Here is a 15,501-nt window from a genome sequence, read left to right on the forward strand (position 1 = left end):
CGAGATATGACAATTTCCGCCACCTACAGCCCCGAAGACAACAAATTGCGCCTGTACGCGTCGACCCGCCTTGATGCGGAAACCTATGCACGTGTTAAAGCTGCCGGTTTTTCGTGGGCTCCAAAACAGGAACTTTTTGTTGCACCTAAGTGGACGCCAGACCGGGAAGATTTGGCGCTTGAACTGGCGGGCGAAATTGAACCTGAAGAGATGACGCTTGCCGAGCGCGCGCAACTGAAGGCGGATCGCCTGGACGGTATCGCTCACAAGCGGGCGCAACAGGCAAACGCATTTCAGGCGGCTGCAAATGAGCTATCAGAAGCGTTCTATATGGGGCAGCCTATCCTTGTCGGTCATCATTCCGAACGGAAGGCGCGTAAGACGCAAGAGCGGATGCATTCTGCAATGACGAATGCAGTTAAAGCGTCCAAGGCTGCCAATTATTGGCTCTATCGCGCTACAGGCGTTGAGTGCCACGCCAACATGAAAAACGACCCGCGAGTCCGGGCGAACCGCATCAAAACATTGCTGGCCGAATTGCGCGACCTGCAGCGCGATATCAACCATGCAAATCTGTGCCTGAAGGTTTGGGCGAAAATCACCGAAGACTTACAAATTCAGGCCGCCATTGATATGGGTGTGCTCGAAACCGGCGCTCTTGCGCCGTACAGCCTTCACAGCACCATTCGTGAAAAAGGCTGGACCATGCAGGAAGCCCGCGCCGCCTGCATCGCGGGCGCGGAACGCGTCGTTAACAGTGCCAAGCGCCGTCGCTGGATCGAACATATTTTGAACCGTTTGAGCTATGAGCGGGAATTGTTAGGCACCGTCCAGCGCTTTGAAGGTGACGTTACGCCGGTCATCATTCAGGCGTTCGCCCGTGAACATGGCGCCCATAAACCGCAAGCAACGAAGGTTGACGGCGACTCGTTCCAGCTTGAAAGCAAAGTTGCTTTGCCGCTTCATTTGGCGGACGGCGCATCGCTCGAAATGACGGCAGACGAATGGCGGGACCTTATGCATTCCGTTGGCTATGAAGTGCCAGCGAAGAAAGACGCCCTGCCGCCTATTCTCAATTTCCGGGCACCGAAATTCTATTGCTATGCCGGGTGGAACGGCAAGGAATTGCGGGAATTCCAACAGGTCGAAATGACCAAAGCGCAGTACGGTAAAATCAGTTCAGATTGCCGTGGCACGCGCACGTCGATTTGTGGCGAATATCGTTTCAAGATTTGCCCCAATCCCTTTCATGAGGGTCCGGGTTATTCCCGCCCATGGGTCGCCGTGTTTCTGACAGATTCGAAAGAGCACGCCCGCCCGGAGAGTTACACTGAAATGCAGTCAAAGGAGTCCGTGTAATGGCGCGGCCTTCAATTTATTCCCGCCCGGCAAAGCCTATGTTTGTTCCGGTTCAAAGCCGAACCGATTTTGCAGAAATCAAGCCGGGATCCATTCCCGAGCCCCTCGCCGTAGACGCAGCCACCGAATGCCACGTGACGCCCGACGACGTGGCGGCGCGCATGGTTGAATATCTAGGTCCACAAGGTGACTATCTGACCTTGGAACCGAGCGCGGGAACCGGGCAATTGGTGCGGGCGCTTTATGCGGCCGGTCATAGCCGGTTTGAAATGACCATGGTTGAACGTCACATTAAGCTGGCGCAAGGTCTTCACTCACTCGGTCCGGTTATCAACCGCTGCTTTCTCGAATATGCGGCGGATGCGTGCGGGAAGGTAGAATTCCCGCGTATCATCATGAACCCGCCCTTTAGCCAAGTTCGAAAGCATATCGCGGCGGCGGTCTCACTCATGGGCAGAAACGGGCATTCCGAATCCGCAACCCTGGTTGCGCTTGTGCCTGTCACGTTCAGTCATGCCGACGCTGAAACCTTGGAAACATTGCCGTCCGATACGTTCGCCACGGCCAAGGTTAGCACCAAAATCATTCGCATTCGCTACGCCTAATATTTCACGTTTAAAGAGGAATTCTGCCATGGATATTAATAATTCTACACGGGCGGCATGGGCAAGCGGATGCATTCAAACTCACGCATTCGCGACGCGCTCGCAAAGCGAAGACCCGGCAGCACAAGCCCGCGACCTTATCGGCAACGTCTGGCACTTCTTGCGGCTCGAATGCGGCATGACGCCTGAAGGTGCGACCGCTCAAATCGAAATGGCGCTTGATATGGCCCGGCAGGAATACCGGGAAGATAAGGATTGAGCCATGAAACAGGTAACTTGGAAAATCGACGCGTTTTCTATCACCTCATATGGCAACGGGCTTGCCTATGCCGTCGTCAATGAAACCGACGGGCGGGAATTCTTTCTGCAGGGAGACGACGCCAGCACGTGGCGCGACCAATATGACGCGGCGGACGAGTCGAGCGATGAAACCACCCTGCCCGCTTTCCTTCATCAAAGCATGAGCGACTACGCCACGGCTTGAGTCTCTTTCAACCGGCTGTATGAATAAGCCGGTTGCGACGGATTCAAGAGGAGTTATCCAATGTCTAATACCGGCCCCTTGCTTTTTGTCGCTGCCATGTTTGGCGCAATCGGTTTTCCCGCTGTCATCGCATTGATTAAAAACCATGCGGCATACGTGGCGGAAAAGAATGATTATCAGAAAGACCGTTTCGCCTTTAACGGTTTTGCCCTTGCAGTTGTGACGGGTCTTGGTTTGGGCGGATTTCTCGCCATGCTCTATATGGCTTTCGGCAAATGACCTATTCCCTTTCCATCGGACCGGGCGCACAGATTCCCTATCGCTATCTGTCGCGCCATGTCGGCATTTTCGGCGCCACGGGCACGGGTAAAACCACGACGCTAGGAGCAATCGCGGAACGCTGCCCGTGTCCGGTTTTGGTGCTGGATGCAAAAGGCGACTTGGAGTCGCTAGGCTCGACTCTGATATACCCGCAAATGCGCATCGATGATTTGGGGGCGGACTTGATCGCACGCGCCTTGAATCTATCCGAAGCGCAAGCGGGCGCATTGGCCATTGCTCTTGCATGGGCTGAAGATACCGGTCGCGCCGTCGCCACGCTGCAGGACTTGCGACAGCTCTTGAACGACGCCACGCGGGCGAACCTTTCCGATTCCTATGGCCTGATATCGCCTGTTTCCGTTTCTGCCGTTCAACGTGCCATGTTGCGGCTCGAGCGCGGCGCAGCGTGGGCTTTCGGCAGCGCCCGGCATGATCCAAGGGACACGGCAGGCATAACCGTTTATGCGGTCTCAGACCTAACCCGCCTGCCCGGCCTCTATGGCGCGTTTGTCGCGCATGTGCTGGAGTCGCTCTATCGCGGCCTAGGTGAAATTGGCGACGCTGGCACGCCTGGTCTTATGGTCATGATCGACGAGGCGCATTTGGTTTTCGACGGCGCAAGCCCTGCCATTGTGCAACGTATCGAGCAAATCACGCGGCTTATTCGATCTAAGGGAGTCGGCCTGATTTATGTGACGCAAGCGCCGTCTGACCTGCCGAACGTCATTAGCGGACAACTGGCGACCAGGATCCAGCACGCGTTGCGCGGCTCGACTTCAGTCCACCAAAAGGCATTGAAGGCGGCAGCCGATACCATGCCGGGCAATATCACGGCTGCCGACATTGCGGGGCTTGGAACCGGGCAAGCTATTGTGTCCGTGCCGAACGCCAGCGGCGCGCCTATGCCGGCTTGCAAGGTTGCCGTGTCTCGTGGCTCCAAGCCGCTGCATAGTGTTGGCGTGGCGCGTCCAGCCGTTCAACCGGCAACCGTGCCGACGGTATCGAGCGAAGTGTCCTATAAGCCGGATTCAGGCCTATGGGAACGCTTGCGCGGCAAATGGTATTTCATGCCGGTCTCGATTGGGATTGCTTTGTATGGGGCGGCTTTGCTGGCTAACGTAATGAGTTAGGAGACGGACATGACTAACAAATATTCAGGTATGACAGACGACCAATTGCGCGCCGAAGAACTGCTTTTGAAATGGCACGTAAATAGTGTTTGGCCTAGCTCGATTGAAGCCGCCAAAGCCCAAACCGAACGAACGTATGCCGAAATGAAATTGATTCGAGACGAGAAACGCCGCCGCGCCAGTGAGGCGAATGCGCCGAATGTTTAAATCGACCGGTTCCGCCTTCAGCCCGCCCATTGTGGCGGGTTTTTTGTTGCCTGCTGCCCTGCTGCCCTGCTGCCCTGCTGCCCTGCTGCCCTGCTGCCCTGCTGCCCTGCTGCCCTGCTGCCCTGCTGCCCTGCTGCCCTGCTGCCCTGCTGCCCTGCTGCCCTGCTGCCCTGCTGCCCTGCTGCCCTGCTGCCCTGCTGCCCTGCTGCCCTGCTGCCCTGCTGCCCTGCTGCCCTGCTGCCCTGCTGCCCTGCTGCCCTGCTGCCCTGCTGCCCTGCTGCCCTGCTGCCCTGCTGCCCTGCTGCCCTGCTGCCCTGCTGCCCTGCTGCCCTGCTGCCCTGCTGCCCTGCTGCCCTGCTGCCCTGCTGCCCTGCTGCCCTGCTGCCCTGCTGCCCTGCTGCCCTGCTGCCCTGCTGCCCTGCTGCCCTGCTGCCCTGCTGCCCTGCTGCCCTGCTGCCCTGCTGCCCTGCTGCCCTGCTGCCCTGCTGCCCTGCTGCCCTGCTGCCCTGCTGCCCTGCTGCCCTGCTGCCCTGCTGCCGAAACGGCATGCACGTTATGTTATTACATATCAACCCAAAAACAGCGCCAATATCACGAGTTTTACAGCCCCTGTAGCTGACCCCTGCGGACCCACCCCTCGGAGAAAATCAGACCCCGGAGAAATCTTGCTATTGTGACAAGGATTCCTGAAACGCTTTCGCCGGAACTTTGACCACAAACTGACGATTTTTTCCGATGAGTTTGAACTCAAAACCTGACACCGCGGCGGTTTCAAATTCTTCCTTGGTCAGTTCTATGACACCCTCCTCGAGCATGGAGCAGCTCCCACTGCTGCAACTTAGCAGCTTTTCATTGGTCATGCTGAAAGAGAGTTTTTTTCCGAATGACCAGGCCTCCTGGTAGAAGGCCCACCCTAGGCCCGTGGACAGATAGCTAGTGGCTATACCGTATTTCGTTTGCTTGTCCTTCGTGCCGACGAACGTGGCGACTTTCAAGCTGTCGAGAAGACCTGTGTGCACGAAATGGTACGCCGAGTGTTTGGCGCTAACGCCCGTATGTACGTCATTCATCGTACCCGGTGTCGACGTGCAACCTGCGAGAAATGCGACAACAAGCGCACCTCGAAAAAATTTAATCATTACCTGCCCCCTTCAAACTCACCGGTAGAAATCTGCCACGCACTGGCCAATCGCTCTAGTTGACCCATTTAACGAAAATTTCGCCGCGTTTCCGTTTTGAAATTTCACGTGCACAAACCTATGAGATTTCAGCTTGTTTATAATCGCATCATAGGTCGAGGCGCACGCATGGCAGTTCGATTTAATTTCGCCGTCCCATAGCGAATAATCTTCCGGCGCTTCTCCATCGAATGTCAACTGAACAGAACTCCCCTTAGGGCTATCGCCGCCGACCATGAACGATATAGCGGTGGCATCCCTGGCAGCACCATCGTCACATGTGACGTATATCCGGTTACCAGCTCCACGGGTGATGATAGCCTCTTTGACACCCATGCCCCATCCGGACTCCCATCGATCGTCGTTTCCGAACGCTCCAGCCGTAGCCGGCAGGGCGATCGAAGCCATAAGAATCGTACCCCGGAGAAATCTAATCATACCCACCCCCACCTCAAGACAACTAGAGATAGCTGTGCCTCTGAGAAATATCAACGCCGACACTGGTCGTACGAAAATACCGCTGGAGATGAGCGTGGAGAAATGACTATCAGGCTCGCTTCGGACGCTTTGTAAGATAGCGGAGGCGTTTTATTCTGTTTTCGGAGAGGCGTCCGACGATTGGACCGACTCCATCGTCTTTGCGGACGCAGAAATAGTCCGGAGCCCACGGTAGACGAGCGACACGCTCCAGCACAAAGCACGTATTCCGAAGAAGCCCGCACTTATCGATCTCGAGAGACTTGTAAATATGAAGATCGAACGGTCGGTTCATTGGTGTTGCCTTCGTCGTTCCGTAAACGACGTCGATCCATGCGAGACCGTTCTCGTCAATGTGCCATTGTTTCACCAAAGCCGGTCGAGATTTAGGGCCAGGCCGCCGTGGGTTTTCTCGATATGGGAAATTGCACCAGACGATGTCCAACGGCTGAGGATGTGGGTGCGTGTCTAAATTATAGAATTTACGAAAAATAGACACGCAGCACCAATTACCAAGCAGCTTCGCTCGACTTTACAAACTTCGGCGTACCGAATTTCGAAGCGGCATGAGAGTGAAGTTCGACGATATCAGCGTGCGTGACTTCGTCGTTGTAATCGGTAACCGCGGAAGATTCGTAAGAACTCGACGCCATGATGACGGTTCTGCAATTTTCGTCTTCGCTGACGTGTGTCTCGTATACTACGGCCTGAACTCGTGACATTGTCACCTCCGTTGCACTGAGCTAAGTGGCGGTAAACGTCATTGCAACGCACTCGTTCCACGCTCAGTTGTGTCTGTTTTATTATTTCCACGTTTATTCTAGGTAAACGTTTGTGGGCAGTTTTCGTAGCAGCGCTACGTGTACGTGTGTTCTTGCGTCCTATCACTCCGTTGTCAATCAACATAATGACGATCGCGTCAACTTCAATTGATTTGAGCGGTTTCTGCCACACATTACCGACAATTGATTATCGCTGCATACCGTCGATAATCCCTTCTGGCTAAGGACTATGGCGATTTTAGATTGCGTCAGGCTTGCGCCGCTCGCAGTTGCAAACGTTTGCAACTGGCCGCATTTCAGATCTCGCGAGGACGACACTAGACATCTTATACTTGATCCCGTGGACGCTGATAATGCGACAAAAGGTGCAGACCTGTTACCTGCCGTGGTAACCATCCCGAAGAAATCTCAATAAATTTCACTTCTCAGTTGACTTGCGTTTAATTCGTGCAATATTGCTCATTAAACGTGAAACTCAAAGGAGACGTGACTATGATGAGACGATCGATGTTTTCCGCGGCAACCGCCCTGCTCGCATCCTTGGGCTCTGCAATTGATCTGGCGCGCAGTATGCCAATCGTCCCTGCGCATCAGACCGCAGACTTCCGCCGCCCGAAAACCCGACGCACCGGACGGAAGTATCCACATTCATCGACGAGACAGAACGACCGCATTGCTCGGCAACTCGCAGCCGGTCAGCTCAACTTCGCGTCCTGACTTTCAACTTTCAAGAGGAATTCGGAATGAGCATGCTTCTTTACATTTGCGCGACCAGTGCTCTGACCGCTTTCCTCGTCAGCGTGCTTGCCGGCCACTTCGAAGGGGATCGGTGATGAGCTTGAAACACGATGTCCGCGATGCGCGGTTATTTTTTCAGCGCGCATCCGTCTCTTTCGATCGTCACCGTGGTGCGGTTGAGCACATGAGCGCTGCTATCAGCAGCACCGTGACTTTACTCCTCACCTTGACCGTCGCCTCGGCTGCCTCTTTGGCAGGCCTGCTATGAGGCCTGAACCCAAGACAGCGGAGGAACTACTGGCGCGCTATGCCGCCGTCCGTCGGCGCATCTACGGCGCACCGAAGGTCATCAACATCGCCAGCAAGCCGAAGACACTGCTCATCGTCGAGCCCACTCGCCTGATGACGACCAAGGAACGGATTCTCGCACTATTCTGCAAGCGTACCGGTCTTTCGGCTGAAACGATCACGAGCGACCGCATGCAGAAGCATGTCGTCCTGGTGCGGCAGGCCTGCTGCTACTGGATGGTGCGTAGAACCACGTCGAGCCTCGTCGAGATCGGCATGTACCTCGGCGGGCGGGATCATACGACCATTCGTCATTCCATCCGCAGCTACCCCGCCAAGCGCGAGGCAGTCGGCCGCAACCTCCGTCCAGTGCGGAGCACGCGATGAACTCCCCTCAACACACCAACCTAACAGGAGACAACATGAAGAAGCTCTTCATCGGAGCGGCGCTTGCGCTCGCTTGCATGTTCAGCAGCCCCGCGGCGGCTCTCACACTTTGCACAGGTGCCGCAGACCAGCCCTATGCAGCAGCCGGGGAAATGATCCGCGCAGAAGCGAAAGGAGCAGGCCTGATCGTTGACGTTGTCAAGGACACGGGCGGCACCTGGGGCAATATCCAGCTCAGCCTTCAGGGCAAATGCGATGCGTTCGTCGGGCAGCCCGATGGTCTGGCGTACCTCAAACGCACCGAGCCGGCTAACGCTTCCAAGTTCGTCCCGGTCGCCGATCTGCATCGCGAATATCTGCATGCGCTCTGCGGCAGCAAATCCGGCGTCGACGACATCGGTGATCTCGAGAGCGACGCGAAGAAGTATTCGATTGCACTCGGCGAACGTGGGTCGGGCGCTTGGCTCATCTGGCAGAACTTCATCTCCGAAGACGCTGATTATGCTCCGGTCCGTCAGACTGACGAGTCCGGTGACATTGCACTATCCTCGGTGAGCAAGGAGCAAACGACCTGCATGCTCGTGCCGGCAGCACTCGGTAACACGCTGGTTCGTTCGGCCGACGAGTTCTACGGCGACGGCCTGTCACTGGTCGGCGTCAACGATCGCGACTTCGACGACGCTGTCGATCCGCAGGGCAAGCCGCTCTACTCGTATGCCGAAATCCCGAGTGGCACCTACAAGAAGAGTCTGCAGGGCTGGTTCTCGAGCAAGTCGACACTGACGTGGCTGGCGAAGGTTTACGTTAACAAGGACGCTGTCGCAGACCAGGTCGAACTGAAGACATTCATCCGCGCGGTGATGAAGGCCCGCGGCGGGATCGTCTCCAACTTCGGGAGCTGACCTTGGTTATCGCCATCCTCAACAATCTTCCCGATCTGATCCTCGGCTTCTGCTGGAGTTGCGTCCTCTTTTACGGCGGTCGTCGTTTCGAGCGCTGGAAAGCAAGCTGAGCCTCTTTGGTTTCCGGCAGGTCAGAGATGCCGGTTTCCCAACAGGTTCGCGGAGGTTGAAATGATCCCCGATTCACAGGTGAAGGCGAACGAACTCGACGAGGTGCCGTCAGGCTATCGCGGGCTCGGCCAGTGCCTGCACGAGACGCACCGGGCCTACCTTTTTCAGTATTACGGCCACGAGGTCTGGATCCCGAAGAAGGTTCTGGTGAAGGCCGAGGGCGGCTTTTGGGCGCCGGCGTGGTCGATCGAGAGCAGCAAGAAACATCAATCAGGATTCATGGTGGACTATGACAAACAGAGACGAAATTTCGAAAGACGTGGATGACCTGCTGGCAGGTTGGTTCGATGGCAAGCGGCACGACGTGGATCGCAACGACATCATCGAACTGGTGATGAAACACAGCGCTGCGACTGCGCCAACGCCAACGCATCGCCACAAGAAACGCGGCACAGAATACGAACTGCTCGGCGTCGGCAAGATGCAGGCGGAGAAGTGGTTTGAATACGATACCGGCGCATCTACTGACATGCGCGAGGTCGCGATCTACCGCTCGATCGACGACGGTTCCCTGTGGGTTCGTCCGCGCGAGGAGTTTGAGGACGGCCGCTTTGAACCCCTCGCCTCGCTCCTCCCAACCGTCTGGATCATGAGAACGGTTGACGGCGGATTCTATCCGATCCAGCCGACCGACAAATGTAAGCCCGAGGACCATGGCAAGTTGAATGTGCACCTCACGTCGATCGAAGACCTGGAAGGCAACGTCCTTTGGAAACGGAGCGGGCAATGAACAGGCAAAAACTTCAAATTGCTGTTTTGGAGGCTCGTCGGTTCATCGCACGCGCCGAAGCATTGCCGACGCCAGAACCGTATGACTGTGGCTATAGCACGCTGATGCGGGACAATTTCCCGCGTGAACAAGGCGCAATCAAACGGGCAAGCATGGACCTGACCCGTGCGCTTGCCGATCTGCGGAGACCGGAACGATGAATGCGCAAGTATCAGAGGCCTCAGTAGACGATCATCTCCGAAATCTCATCCAGCTCATGAAGCGTGGCGCTCGCATCAAGCTATATGACATCCCTGACGATCCGTCTTTTCTCATCTCGAATATCGGTGGTGGTATGTCTCAGGTCATCGCTCAGCGTCTCGAAGCTGCCCTGCCCGCTGCGGAGCCGGTGGCGTCTATCGTTCCCAAACACTGCTCTGGCTCTGCCTTCGTTTTTGAAGGCGGATGCTTGCACGTTCGAAAAGATGGGAGCGGGCACATCGTTGTCGATGAAGCTGACTTCACAATCGAGGATGACCGCCGCGAAGGCGAGCATGGTCCGGAAGGCAGCGTTCACTGGATAGCACGCTTTCCCGCTGGCGAGATGACCGCGCTTCGAGACTTTTTGAACGGTCAAGGCTTCTCCGCACAGGTGCAGGACGTGGCGGTAGACGGTGCGGACATCGGTCGATGCATCCGAAAACTCTCAACTGATAACCCCGTTAAGTGGGCGGAAGCGGAAAAGAAGCCAGTTCTCCGAGGCTGGTTCGTTGGTCAAGTAATGAAGCATTTCGACGGGAAGCCAGACGAGCAACTGGTCCGTGAACTGGTTGACATCGTGTTCGCCATTTACCCCGCAGCACCCGCAAAGCAGGAGGAACGCATCCTCCACAAACACACAAACATCAGGAGCGGGGAATGACCTCAATTGTTCTTTGCGTCATTTATGCCGGCATCGCTGATGGCTTCGCCGAGAAACACGGTTTCTGGAAGTCACTCGTCTGGCCCTATTTTGCGGGATCCTTGCTGGCCGACGCTTTCGAACGGAAGACACTCAATGACCTTTAAACTGACGCCGGAAGCGCAGGCTCGAGCGCAACAGTACGAGGATTGGTCGCGCAGGAAACGAGGCGAGATGCGCGCGTTGTCGAACGAGAATCTGGTTGCGACGGCGAAATTCTACATGTCGCATATGGCGCCGATGCAATTCGCACCAGGTGAACCGGTCTATGACGCCACCATGTGGCATATCATTCTGCCCGAGCTGATGGCGCGCGTCACCGATTCGGTGACTAATCCCTGCCCATCTTCCCAATAATCCAGTTATTGTTTCCCTTGTTACCGCATTTCAGGCATCGCAACTTGGGGCGCAACTGGTTGAGAAAGACGTTCGTGCCAAAGCGTCGGGTTAGTTGCTGGTGATCCAGCCACCCTTCCCTTTCGCAGCGGGAACATCGTCCGCCGAATACGTACCATTCGGGATATGCATTCAACGTCGGATACAGGTCGCGGCTCACCGTCCCTTCGTAGATCACGCGAAAGGAATCCGGAACGAGGTTTATGCCGCGACGGTGTTTCATGTTCTTATTTTGTTCACGTTCAATGTGACAGTCAAGAGGTGTCTCGGATGAGCCCACAGAAACAGTTTTGGTTCGCTGTCGGTCGCAGTCGAAAGACGTTCGAAGTGATAGCCCCTAGCCTTTATGCAGCCAAATCCACCATGTCGAAATTCATCGCGGATCCGAAGAACGGTTACGGTTGGAACACGCAGTTCGAAAGACTGCCAGCGTGCCCGGTGAGAAAGCCAAAAAGGATCAGTTCCAGCAACTAAATTTCACTTTTAGTGAGTATTTCTGTTGACCTGATTGAATTTCACTTTTATCGTGCAATTATGTTTAGGAGACATTGAGAATGCTCACCGTCCACAAAGCCACGATTAATTTCGAAGATATTGCCGACCGCGTAGAAATCGATTGCCCGGCGCACTCAGAAATCCTTAGCGCCGACGTTCAGTTCCCTGGACAGATTGCGATTTGGTATCGATGCGATCCGGGTCAACACAGACGCCGTCGCACTATCCACGCCGTGGTGACTGGACAGCCAGCGCCTGCTGACGCTCGCTTCATCTCGACGCTTCTTCTGCGGAACGGCGCTCTCGTATTCCATCTGTTTGATCAGGGAGAAGAGTGATGAAAAAGGCCACTATTTCCCAAGCCTACGAAGTTTGGAATGATCGTTCCAACGGCGCCGACGAAGGTCGCAGCACGAGCAAGGGTGGCAGGGCGTGGTTGTCAGGTGAGTTCCAGCTTTGCGAGCTTGAAGCGCTCTGCATGATCCTGCGCCATGAATCCGGCAAGCTAGCCGAAGGGTTGCCAGAGTTGCTTCGCAATATGGAGCCTATTCCGGACCTCGCATCGCTGTCAAAGCGCCAGCAGGACATCGTCACGGCACTTTATACCCTCGACCCCGACTTCGCAGTGACCTTCAGATGGATATCGAGCGAAGCCGGCATTCATAACGATGACACCTCTCGGACTATCACCAGAGCATTGGCCCGTAAGGGGGTCACCGAACACGTGCGCGGCCTCATGACCGACGAAGGTTCGGTGTGCGGGTCCGGTTACCGTTTGACCGACATGGGGCGGCAGATGGTCAGAATTGCGGAAGGCGGTGATGTATGATGACCGAAGCTGACATCGCTCGCAGTGCTCGAGATAATACCATATCTTCCAGACGCAGCCCCGCTTACCGCCAGTGGATACACGAAACTGCCGTCCCGATGCGGGAAGAACTCGCGCCCGGCACTCCTCTGTCCGAGTTCCGCGGCGAGCTACTTGAACGCTTCGTCGACGGCTCCATTCGCTGTTTAGTCGAAGAGACCGGCTTACGGGCGCATCAGCAGTCGAGGTACACGCGATGAGGACAGTTCTCATCTTGTCGGTCCTCGGTCTCGCTGCATGGTTCCTTCTGCTTTCCACGCTGCGGATCCTTTTACTCATAGGGGTGCTGTGATGGCAGCGGAAAATCGCCCCAACGCATTCTGGCCCGTCGGCACGAAGGTAACATACCGCAACGCCTACGGACTTGAGCCGATCGACGGTGTGGTCATCAAGCACTACGGCGAAACCAATGTGCTCGTCGAGGACGGCCGGGGTGTCAGACACTTCGGTGCTACGTGGCGGATCGCTACCGCGCCGCCCTCCGCCAAACCAATCGTCGACCTGGATGACCTGATCGACTCTCCGCCTGTCAAACCAAAGCCGGTCGATCTCGACGACCTGCTCGTGTGAGGAAATTCCATGACTGATTATCCCGAGAGATGGTCGCAAGTCGAAGTCACGTTCATCGACGGGTCGATCGAGACATACCAGCTCAAAGTCGGTTCATCATTCGGCCGCCATCTCGCAAAACAGGCCGGCGAGGATAACGTGCTTACACTCCTGTGCGGCCCCAAAGTTCACTCATTTCCGCTCGCCAGCGTCCGGTCGTGGACACTGAGCGAAATCGAAGGGAAACCCGAATGACCGCTGCATCAAATCAGGGCGTCATCAAATCGCTCGCCGTCGGCCGCTCCGACATCTATCGCATGGACCCGCGCGACCTGCATGTGAAGGTCGACTGGAACTGCCGAACCGTCAACTTCAATCCAGAAGACCCGGATGATTTGGCGCTTGCTGAATCTATCTCGCAGGTCGGCGTCAAGCAGGCACTCACCGTCTATACGGAAGATGGCAAGGCGTTCATCTCCGACGGTCATCGCCGTCACGGTGCGACGATGTATGCGATCGAGCACCTCGGAGCCGAAATCAAAAGCGTTCCGGTGCAGACCGAAGATCGGTATTCGAGCGAAGCTGACCGCGTTTTCAGTCAGATCGTGCGTAATTCCGGCAAGCCGCTGACACCAATCGAACAGGCGCGCGTCTTCAAGCGTCTCATCGATCTCGGGTGGACGGAAAAAGATATCCAGCAGAAGACCGGTCTCGCTCGCCAGTGGATCATCGAGCTTCTTGAACTGCAGGCCGCGCCGGCTGCCGTCACCACTCTGGTGGCCGCAGGTCAGGTCGCTGCGACGCTCGCCATGGCCACGCTGAAGAAACACGGCGGCGACGGTGTGAAAGCCGCTGGCGATCTGACGCGTGCCATCGACAAGGCACAGGCGGAAGGGAAAAAGCGCGCGACCGCGAAACACATGGATGCCGGTGAGAAGCCGAAGCCGCTTCACGGGGACACGGTTCGCTTGGACGCCTTGCGTGATCTCTGCGGCTACGTTGAAAACGGCACGGATACTTCCGTTTCAATTTCACAGGACGATGCGACACGAGACTGGGTAGTGCGCGTCCGCAACGATTTTTGGACCGGCAAATCGCTCAGGGATGCGATCGACAATGCCGTCGCGAGCCAAGCAAAGGAAACCGAGGCATGATCGACTTCCATCGTCAGAACCGTAACCTTCACATCATCCTGGACTGCGACGACGTTCTCTTAGACTGGCTCGGCGGTTTCAGGCGCTTTGTGTCAGCTATCGAAAACCGCGAAATCAAAGGTCTCCCCGACTCATGGGATATGAGCGGCTGGCTCGGCCTGACGCCGGCAGCGTCGCGTGAGACGGTCGTCGGCTTCAACCACAGTTCCCAGTTCGCCAATCTTGAAGCGTGCCCTCATGCAATTGAAAATGTCACATTGCTGAAGGAGATGGGTCATCGGCTCTCGGTCCTGACCAGTTGCTCCGACAATCCCGTGGTGGTCGCGCGGCGTAAGTTCAATCTCGATCTCATCTTCGGCGACATCTTCGAGCAGGTTATCTGCCTGCCGCTCGGAGAAAGCAAAAAGAAGTGGCTCGGTATCCTTGAGCGTGGCGTCTGGATCGAAGACAACTACAGCCATGCGCTCTCCGGGCACGACTGTGGCCATAACTCATTTATGGTCCGTCGGTCCCACAATCGGTCGCATGAGAAGCCTGGTGATCCGCTCGTAACGTGGATAGACGATCTGCGGCCAATTGTTTCACTTTTATATTGACTTTCACTTTAAAGGTGGAATTATGAGGCGAAATAAGGATACGGTTTGGGAGTCTTCCTGTCAGGGCAAAGAGCGGTTCACCGCAAACGTCGTAGTCTCAGTCAGGAAGCGCTATCCCAAAGCACCGCCCTACAAATGTACATTCTGCGGCTTCTTCCATCTCGGTCGAAGCACTAACAAGCGCAAGATGAGGAACAAGTGGAAATGACCGACTTAAACAGCATCGCCGCTGAAATTCACGCCTCCAATGCCCACTGGTGGCGTGACCCGGCAAACGGTGAGCGTCTGGACCGAAACAAGGGTGAGATGCTGATGCTGGTCGTCAGCGAACTTTCCGAAGCCATGGAAGGCGAGCGGAAGAATCTCATGGACGACCACTTGCCCCACCGCAAAATGGCGGAAGTGGAATTGGCCGACGCCAAGATCAGACTCTTTGATTTCGCTGGCGGCTGTGGATTCAAGCTCGTCGATCCGGAAGGGCTCGCAATCGATCTCAGCGACAACCGCGCAGAGGCTCTATTTGCGATCGTGCGGCTTGTCACGGGCGTCGGCAACCTCATCGAGTCGAACTGGCACGTTCGTGTCGGAATCGAAATTACCCGCGTTCTCGCGACGATCGACGCCTATGCTGCGAAGTTCGGCTATGATGTCGACGGCGCCGTTACGGAGAAGCGAGAATACAACGCTGTTCGCGCCGATCACAAGAACGAGGCCAGGCTTGCTGCAAACGGCAAGAAGTGGTGA

At 56.0% G+C, this 15,501-nt stretch carries 26 protein-coding genes; 23 read left to right on the top strand and 3 right to left on the bottom strand.

Annotated features, from left to right (window positions below; genetic code table 11):
- The first annotated feature begins 6 nt into the window (after window positions 1-6).
- From GSF67_RS07890 to GSF67_RS07920, 7 genes are read left to right on the top strand one after another with little or no spacing between them, the layout of a single operon-like run.
- On the top strand, window positions 7-1,359 hold the full coding sequence (locus GSF67_RS07890; RefSeq protein WP_006314261.1) for a DUF3560 domain-containing protein: 1,353 nt from the start codon (window positions 7-9) through the stop codon (window positions 1,357-1,359).
- Window positions 1,359-1,964 carry a hypothetical protein gene (locus GSF67_RS07895; RefSeq protein ID WP_006314260.1) on the top strand — a complete coding sequence of 202 codons (606 nt, stop codon included), beginning with the start codon at window positions 1,359-1,361 and terminating at the stop codon, window positions 1,962-1,964. The genes GSF67_RS07890 and GSF67_RS07895 overlap by 1 nt, the downstream gene beginning before the upstream one ends.
- Window positions 1,965-1,992: 28 nt before the next feature.
- Window positions 1,993-2,223, top strand: coding sequence for a hypothetical protein (locus tag GSF67_RS07900; RefSeq protein ID WP_006314259.1), 231 nt, complete (start codon window positions 1,993-1,995; stop codon window positions 2,221-2,223).
- Between the two features lie 3 nt (window positions 2,224-2,226).
- Window positions 2,227-2,448 (top strand): hypothetical protein, encoded by a 222-nt coding sequence (locus tag GSF67_RS07905; protein WP_006314258.1) that lies wholly within the window; start codon window positions 2,227-2,229, stop codon window positions 2,446-2,448.
- 60 nt (window positions 2,449-2,508) lie between these two features.
- Complete coding sequence (locus GSF67_RS07910; RefSeq protein ID WP_006314257.1) at window positions 2,509-2,727, top strand: hypothetical protein; 219 nt, start codon at window positions 2,509-2,511, stop codon at window positions 2,725-2,727.
- Window positions 2,724-3,899, top strand: coding sequence for a helicase HerA-like domain-containing protein (locus GSF67_RS07915; RefSeq protein ID WP_006314256.1), 1,176 nt, complete (start codon window positions 2,724-2,726; stop codon window positions 3,897-3,899). The genes GSF67_RS07910 and GSF67_RS07915 overlap by 4 nt, the downstream gene beginning before the upstream one ends.
- A gap of 9 nt (window positions 3,900-3,908) precedes the next feature.
- Complete coding sequence (locus tag GSF67_RS07920; RefSeq protein WP_035215867.1) at window positions 3,909-4,106, top strand: hypothetical protein; 198 nt, start codon at window positions 3,909-3,911, stop codon at window positions 4,104-4,106.
- Window positions 4,107-4,123: 17 nt separating this feature from the next.
- Here the strand turns inward: GSF67_RS07920 and GSF67_RS07925 are convergent, their stop codons facing one another.
- From GSF67_RS07925 to GSF67_RS07935, 3 genes are all read right to left on the bottom strand, one after another.
- Entirely contained in the window at window positions 4,124-4,654 is a 531-nt protein-coding gene (locus GSF67_RS07925) for a hypothetical protein (protein ID WP_176072021.1), read from the bottom strand.
- Between the two features lie 120 nt (window positions 4,655-4,774).
- The gene (locus tag GSF67_RS07930; RefSeq protein ID WP_006314254.1) at window positions 4,775-5,245 is read right to left on the bottom strand and encodes a hypothetical protein; all 471 of its coding nucleotides are present in this window, start codon (window positions 5,243-5,245) and stop codon (window positions 4,775-4,777) included.
- Between the two features lie 18 nt (window positions 5,246-5,263).
- Window positions 5,264-5,692, bottom strand: a complete 429-nt coding sequence (locus tag GSF67_RS07935; RefSeq protein WP_128822015.1) for a hypothetical protein — start codon at window positions 5,690-5,692, stop codon at window positions 5,264-5,266.
- Between the two features lie 1,683 nt (window positions 5,693-7,375).
- Between GSF67_RS07935 and GSF67_RS07940 the strand changes: the two genes are divergently transcribed.
- From GSF67_RS07940 to GSF67_RS08015, 16 genes are all read left to right on the top strand, one after another.
- Window positions 7,376-7,549 carry a hypothetical protein gene (locus tag GSF67_RS07940; protein WP_006314249.1) on the top strand — a complete coding sequence of 58 codons (174 nt, stop codon included), beginning with the start codon at window positions 7,376-7,378 and terminating at the stop codon, window positions 7,547-7,549.
- Entirely contained in the window at window positions 7,546-7,956 is a 411-nt protein-coding gene (locus tag GSF67_RS07945) for a helix-turn-helix domain-containing protein (RefSeq protein ID WP_006314246.1), read from the top strand. Before GSF67_RS07940 ends, GSF67_RS07945 begins: the two co-directional genes overlap by 4 nt.
- A gap of 35 nt (window positions 7,957-7,991) precedes the next feature.
- Window positions 7,992-8,858 (top strand): hypothetical protein, encoded by an 867-nt coding sequence (locus GSF67_RS07950; RefSeq protein WP_006314245.1) that lies wholly within the window; start codon window positions 7,992-7,994, stop codon window positions 8,856-8,858.
- Window positions 8,859-9,029: 171 nt separating this feature from the next.
- Entirely contained in the window at window positions 9,030-9,296 is a 267-nt protein-coding gene (locus tag GSF67_RS07955; protein ID WP_006314244.1) for a hypothetical protein, read from the top strand.
- Entirely contained in the window at window positions 9,259-9,759 is a 501-nt protein-coding gene (locus GSF67_RS07960) for a hypothetical protein (protein WP_006314243.1), read from the top strand. The genes GSF67_RS07955 and GSF67_RS07960 overlap by 38 nt, the downstream gene beginning before the upstream one ends.
- Window positions 9,756-9,959, top strand: coding sequence for a hypothetical protein (locus GSF67_RS07965; protein ID WP_006314241.1), 204 nt, complete (start codon window positions 9,756-9,758; stop codon window positions 9,957-9,959). Before GSF67_RS07960 ends, GSF67_RS07965 begins: the two co-directional genes overlap by 4 nt.
- Window positions 9,956-10,660: a hypothetical protein gene (locus GSF67_RS07970; protein ID WP_006314240.1), complete on the top strand. Its 705-nt coding sequence runs from the start codon at window positions 9,956-9,958 to the stop codon at window positions 10,658-10,660. Before GSF67_RS07965 ends, GSF67_RS07970 begins: the two co-directional genes overlap by 4 nt.
- A complete protein-coding gene (locus GSF67_RS07975; RefSeq protein ID WP_006314239.1) occupies window positions 10,657-10,806 on the top strand; it encodes a hypothetical protein in 150 nt (49 codons plus the stop codon). The genes GSF67_RS07970 and GSF67_RS07975 overlap by 4 nt, the downstream gene beginning before the upstream one ends.
- Window positions 10,796-11,056: a hypothetical protein gene (locus tag GSF67_RS07980; protein ID WP_006314238.1), complete on the top strand. Its 261-nt coding sequence runs from the start codon at window positions 10,796-10,798 to the stop codon at window positions 11,054-11,056. The genes GSF67_RS07975 and GSF67_RS07980 overlap by 11 nt, the downstream gene beginning before the upstream one ends.
- Before the next feature lie 593 nt (window positions 11,057-11,649).
- Window positions 11,650-11,928 (top strand): hypothetical protein, encoded by a 279-nt coding sequence (locus tag GSF67_RS07985; RefSeq protein WP_006314236.1) that lies wholly within the window; start codon window positions 11,650-11,652, stop codon window positions 11,926-11,928.
- Complete coding sequence (locus GSF67_RS07990; RefSeq protein ID WP_006314233.1) at window positions 11,928-12,419, top strand: hypothetical protein; 492 nt, start codon at window positions 11,928-11,930, stop codon at window positions 12,417-12,419. The genes GSF67_RS07985 and GSF67_RS07990 overlap by 1 nt, the downstream gene beginning before the upstream one ends.
- Window positions 12,420-12,749: 330 nt before the next feature.
- The gene (locus GSF67_RS07995) at window positions 12,750-13,028 is read left to right on the top strand and encodes a hypothetical protein (protein ID WP_006314229.1); all 279 of its coding nucleotides are present in this window, start codon (window positions 12,750-12,752) and stop codon (window positions 13,026-13,028) included.
- Window positions 13,029-13,037: 9 nt separating this feature from the next.
- Complete coding sequence (locus tag GSF67_RS08000) at window positions 13,038-13,262, top strand: hypothetical protein (RefSeq protein ID WP_006314228.1); 225 nt, start codon at window positions 13,038-13,040, stop codon at window positions 13,260-13,262.
- Window positions 13,259-14,161 (top strand): ParB N-terminal domain-containing protein, encoded by a 903-nt coding sequence (locus tag GSF67_RS08005; RefSeq protein WP_006314227.1) that lies wholly within the window; start codon window positions 13,259-13,261, stop codon window positions 14,159-14,161. The genes GSF67_RS08000 and GSF67_RS08005 overlap by 4 nt, the downstream gene beginning before the upstream one ends.
- Complete coding sequence (locus GSF67_RS08010; RefSeq protein ID WP_006314226.1) at window positions 14,158-14,757, top strand: hypothetical protein; 600 nt, start codon at window positions 14,158-14,160, stop codon at window positions 14,755-14,757. The genes GSF67_RS08005 and GSF67_RS08010 overlap by 4 nt, the downstream gene beginning before the upstream one ends.
- A gap of 198 nt (window positions 14,758-14,955) precedes the next feature.
- Entirely contained in the window at window positions 14,956-15,501 is a 546-nt protein-coding gene (locus GSF67_RS08015) for a hypothetical protein (RefSeq protein WP_006314225.1), read from the top strand.

It is taken from the genome of Agrobacterium sp. CGMCC 11546 (genome assembly GCF_013365515.1).
Lineage (GTDB): Bacteria > Pseudomonadota > Alphaproteobacteria > Rhizobiales > Rhizobiaceae > Agrobacterium > Agrobacterium fabrum.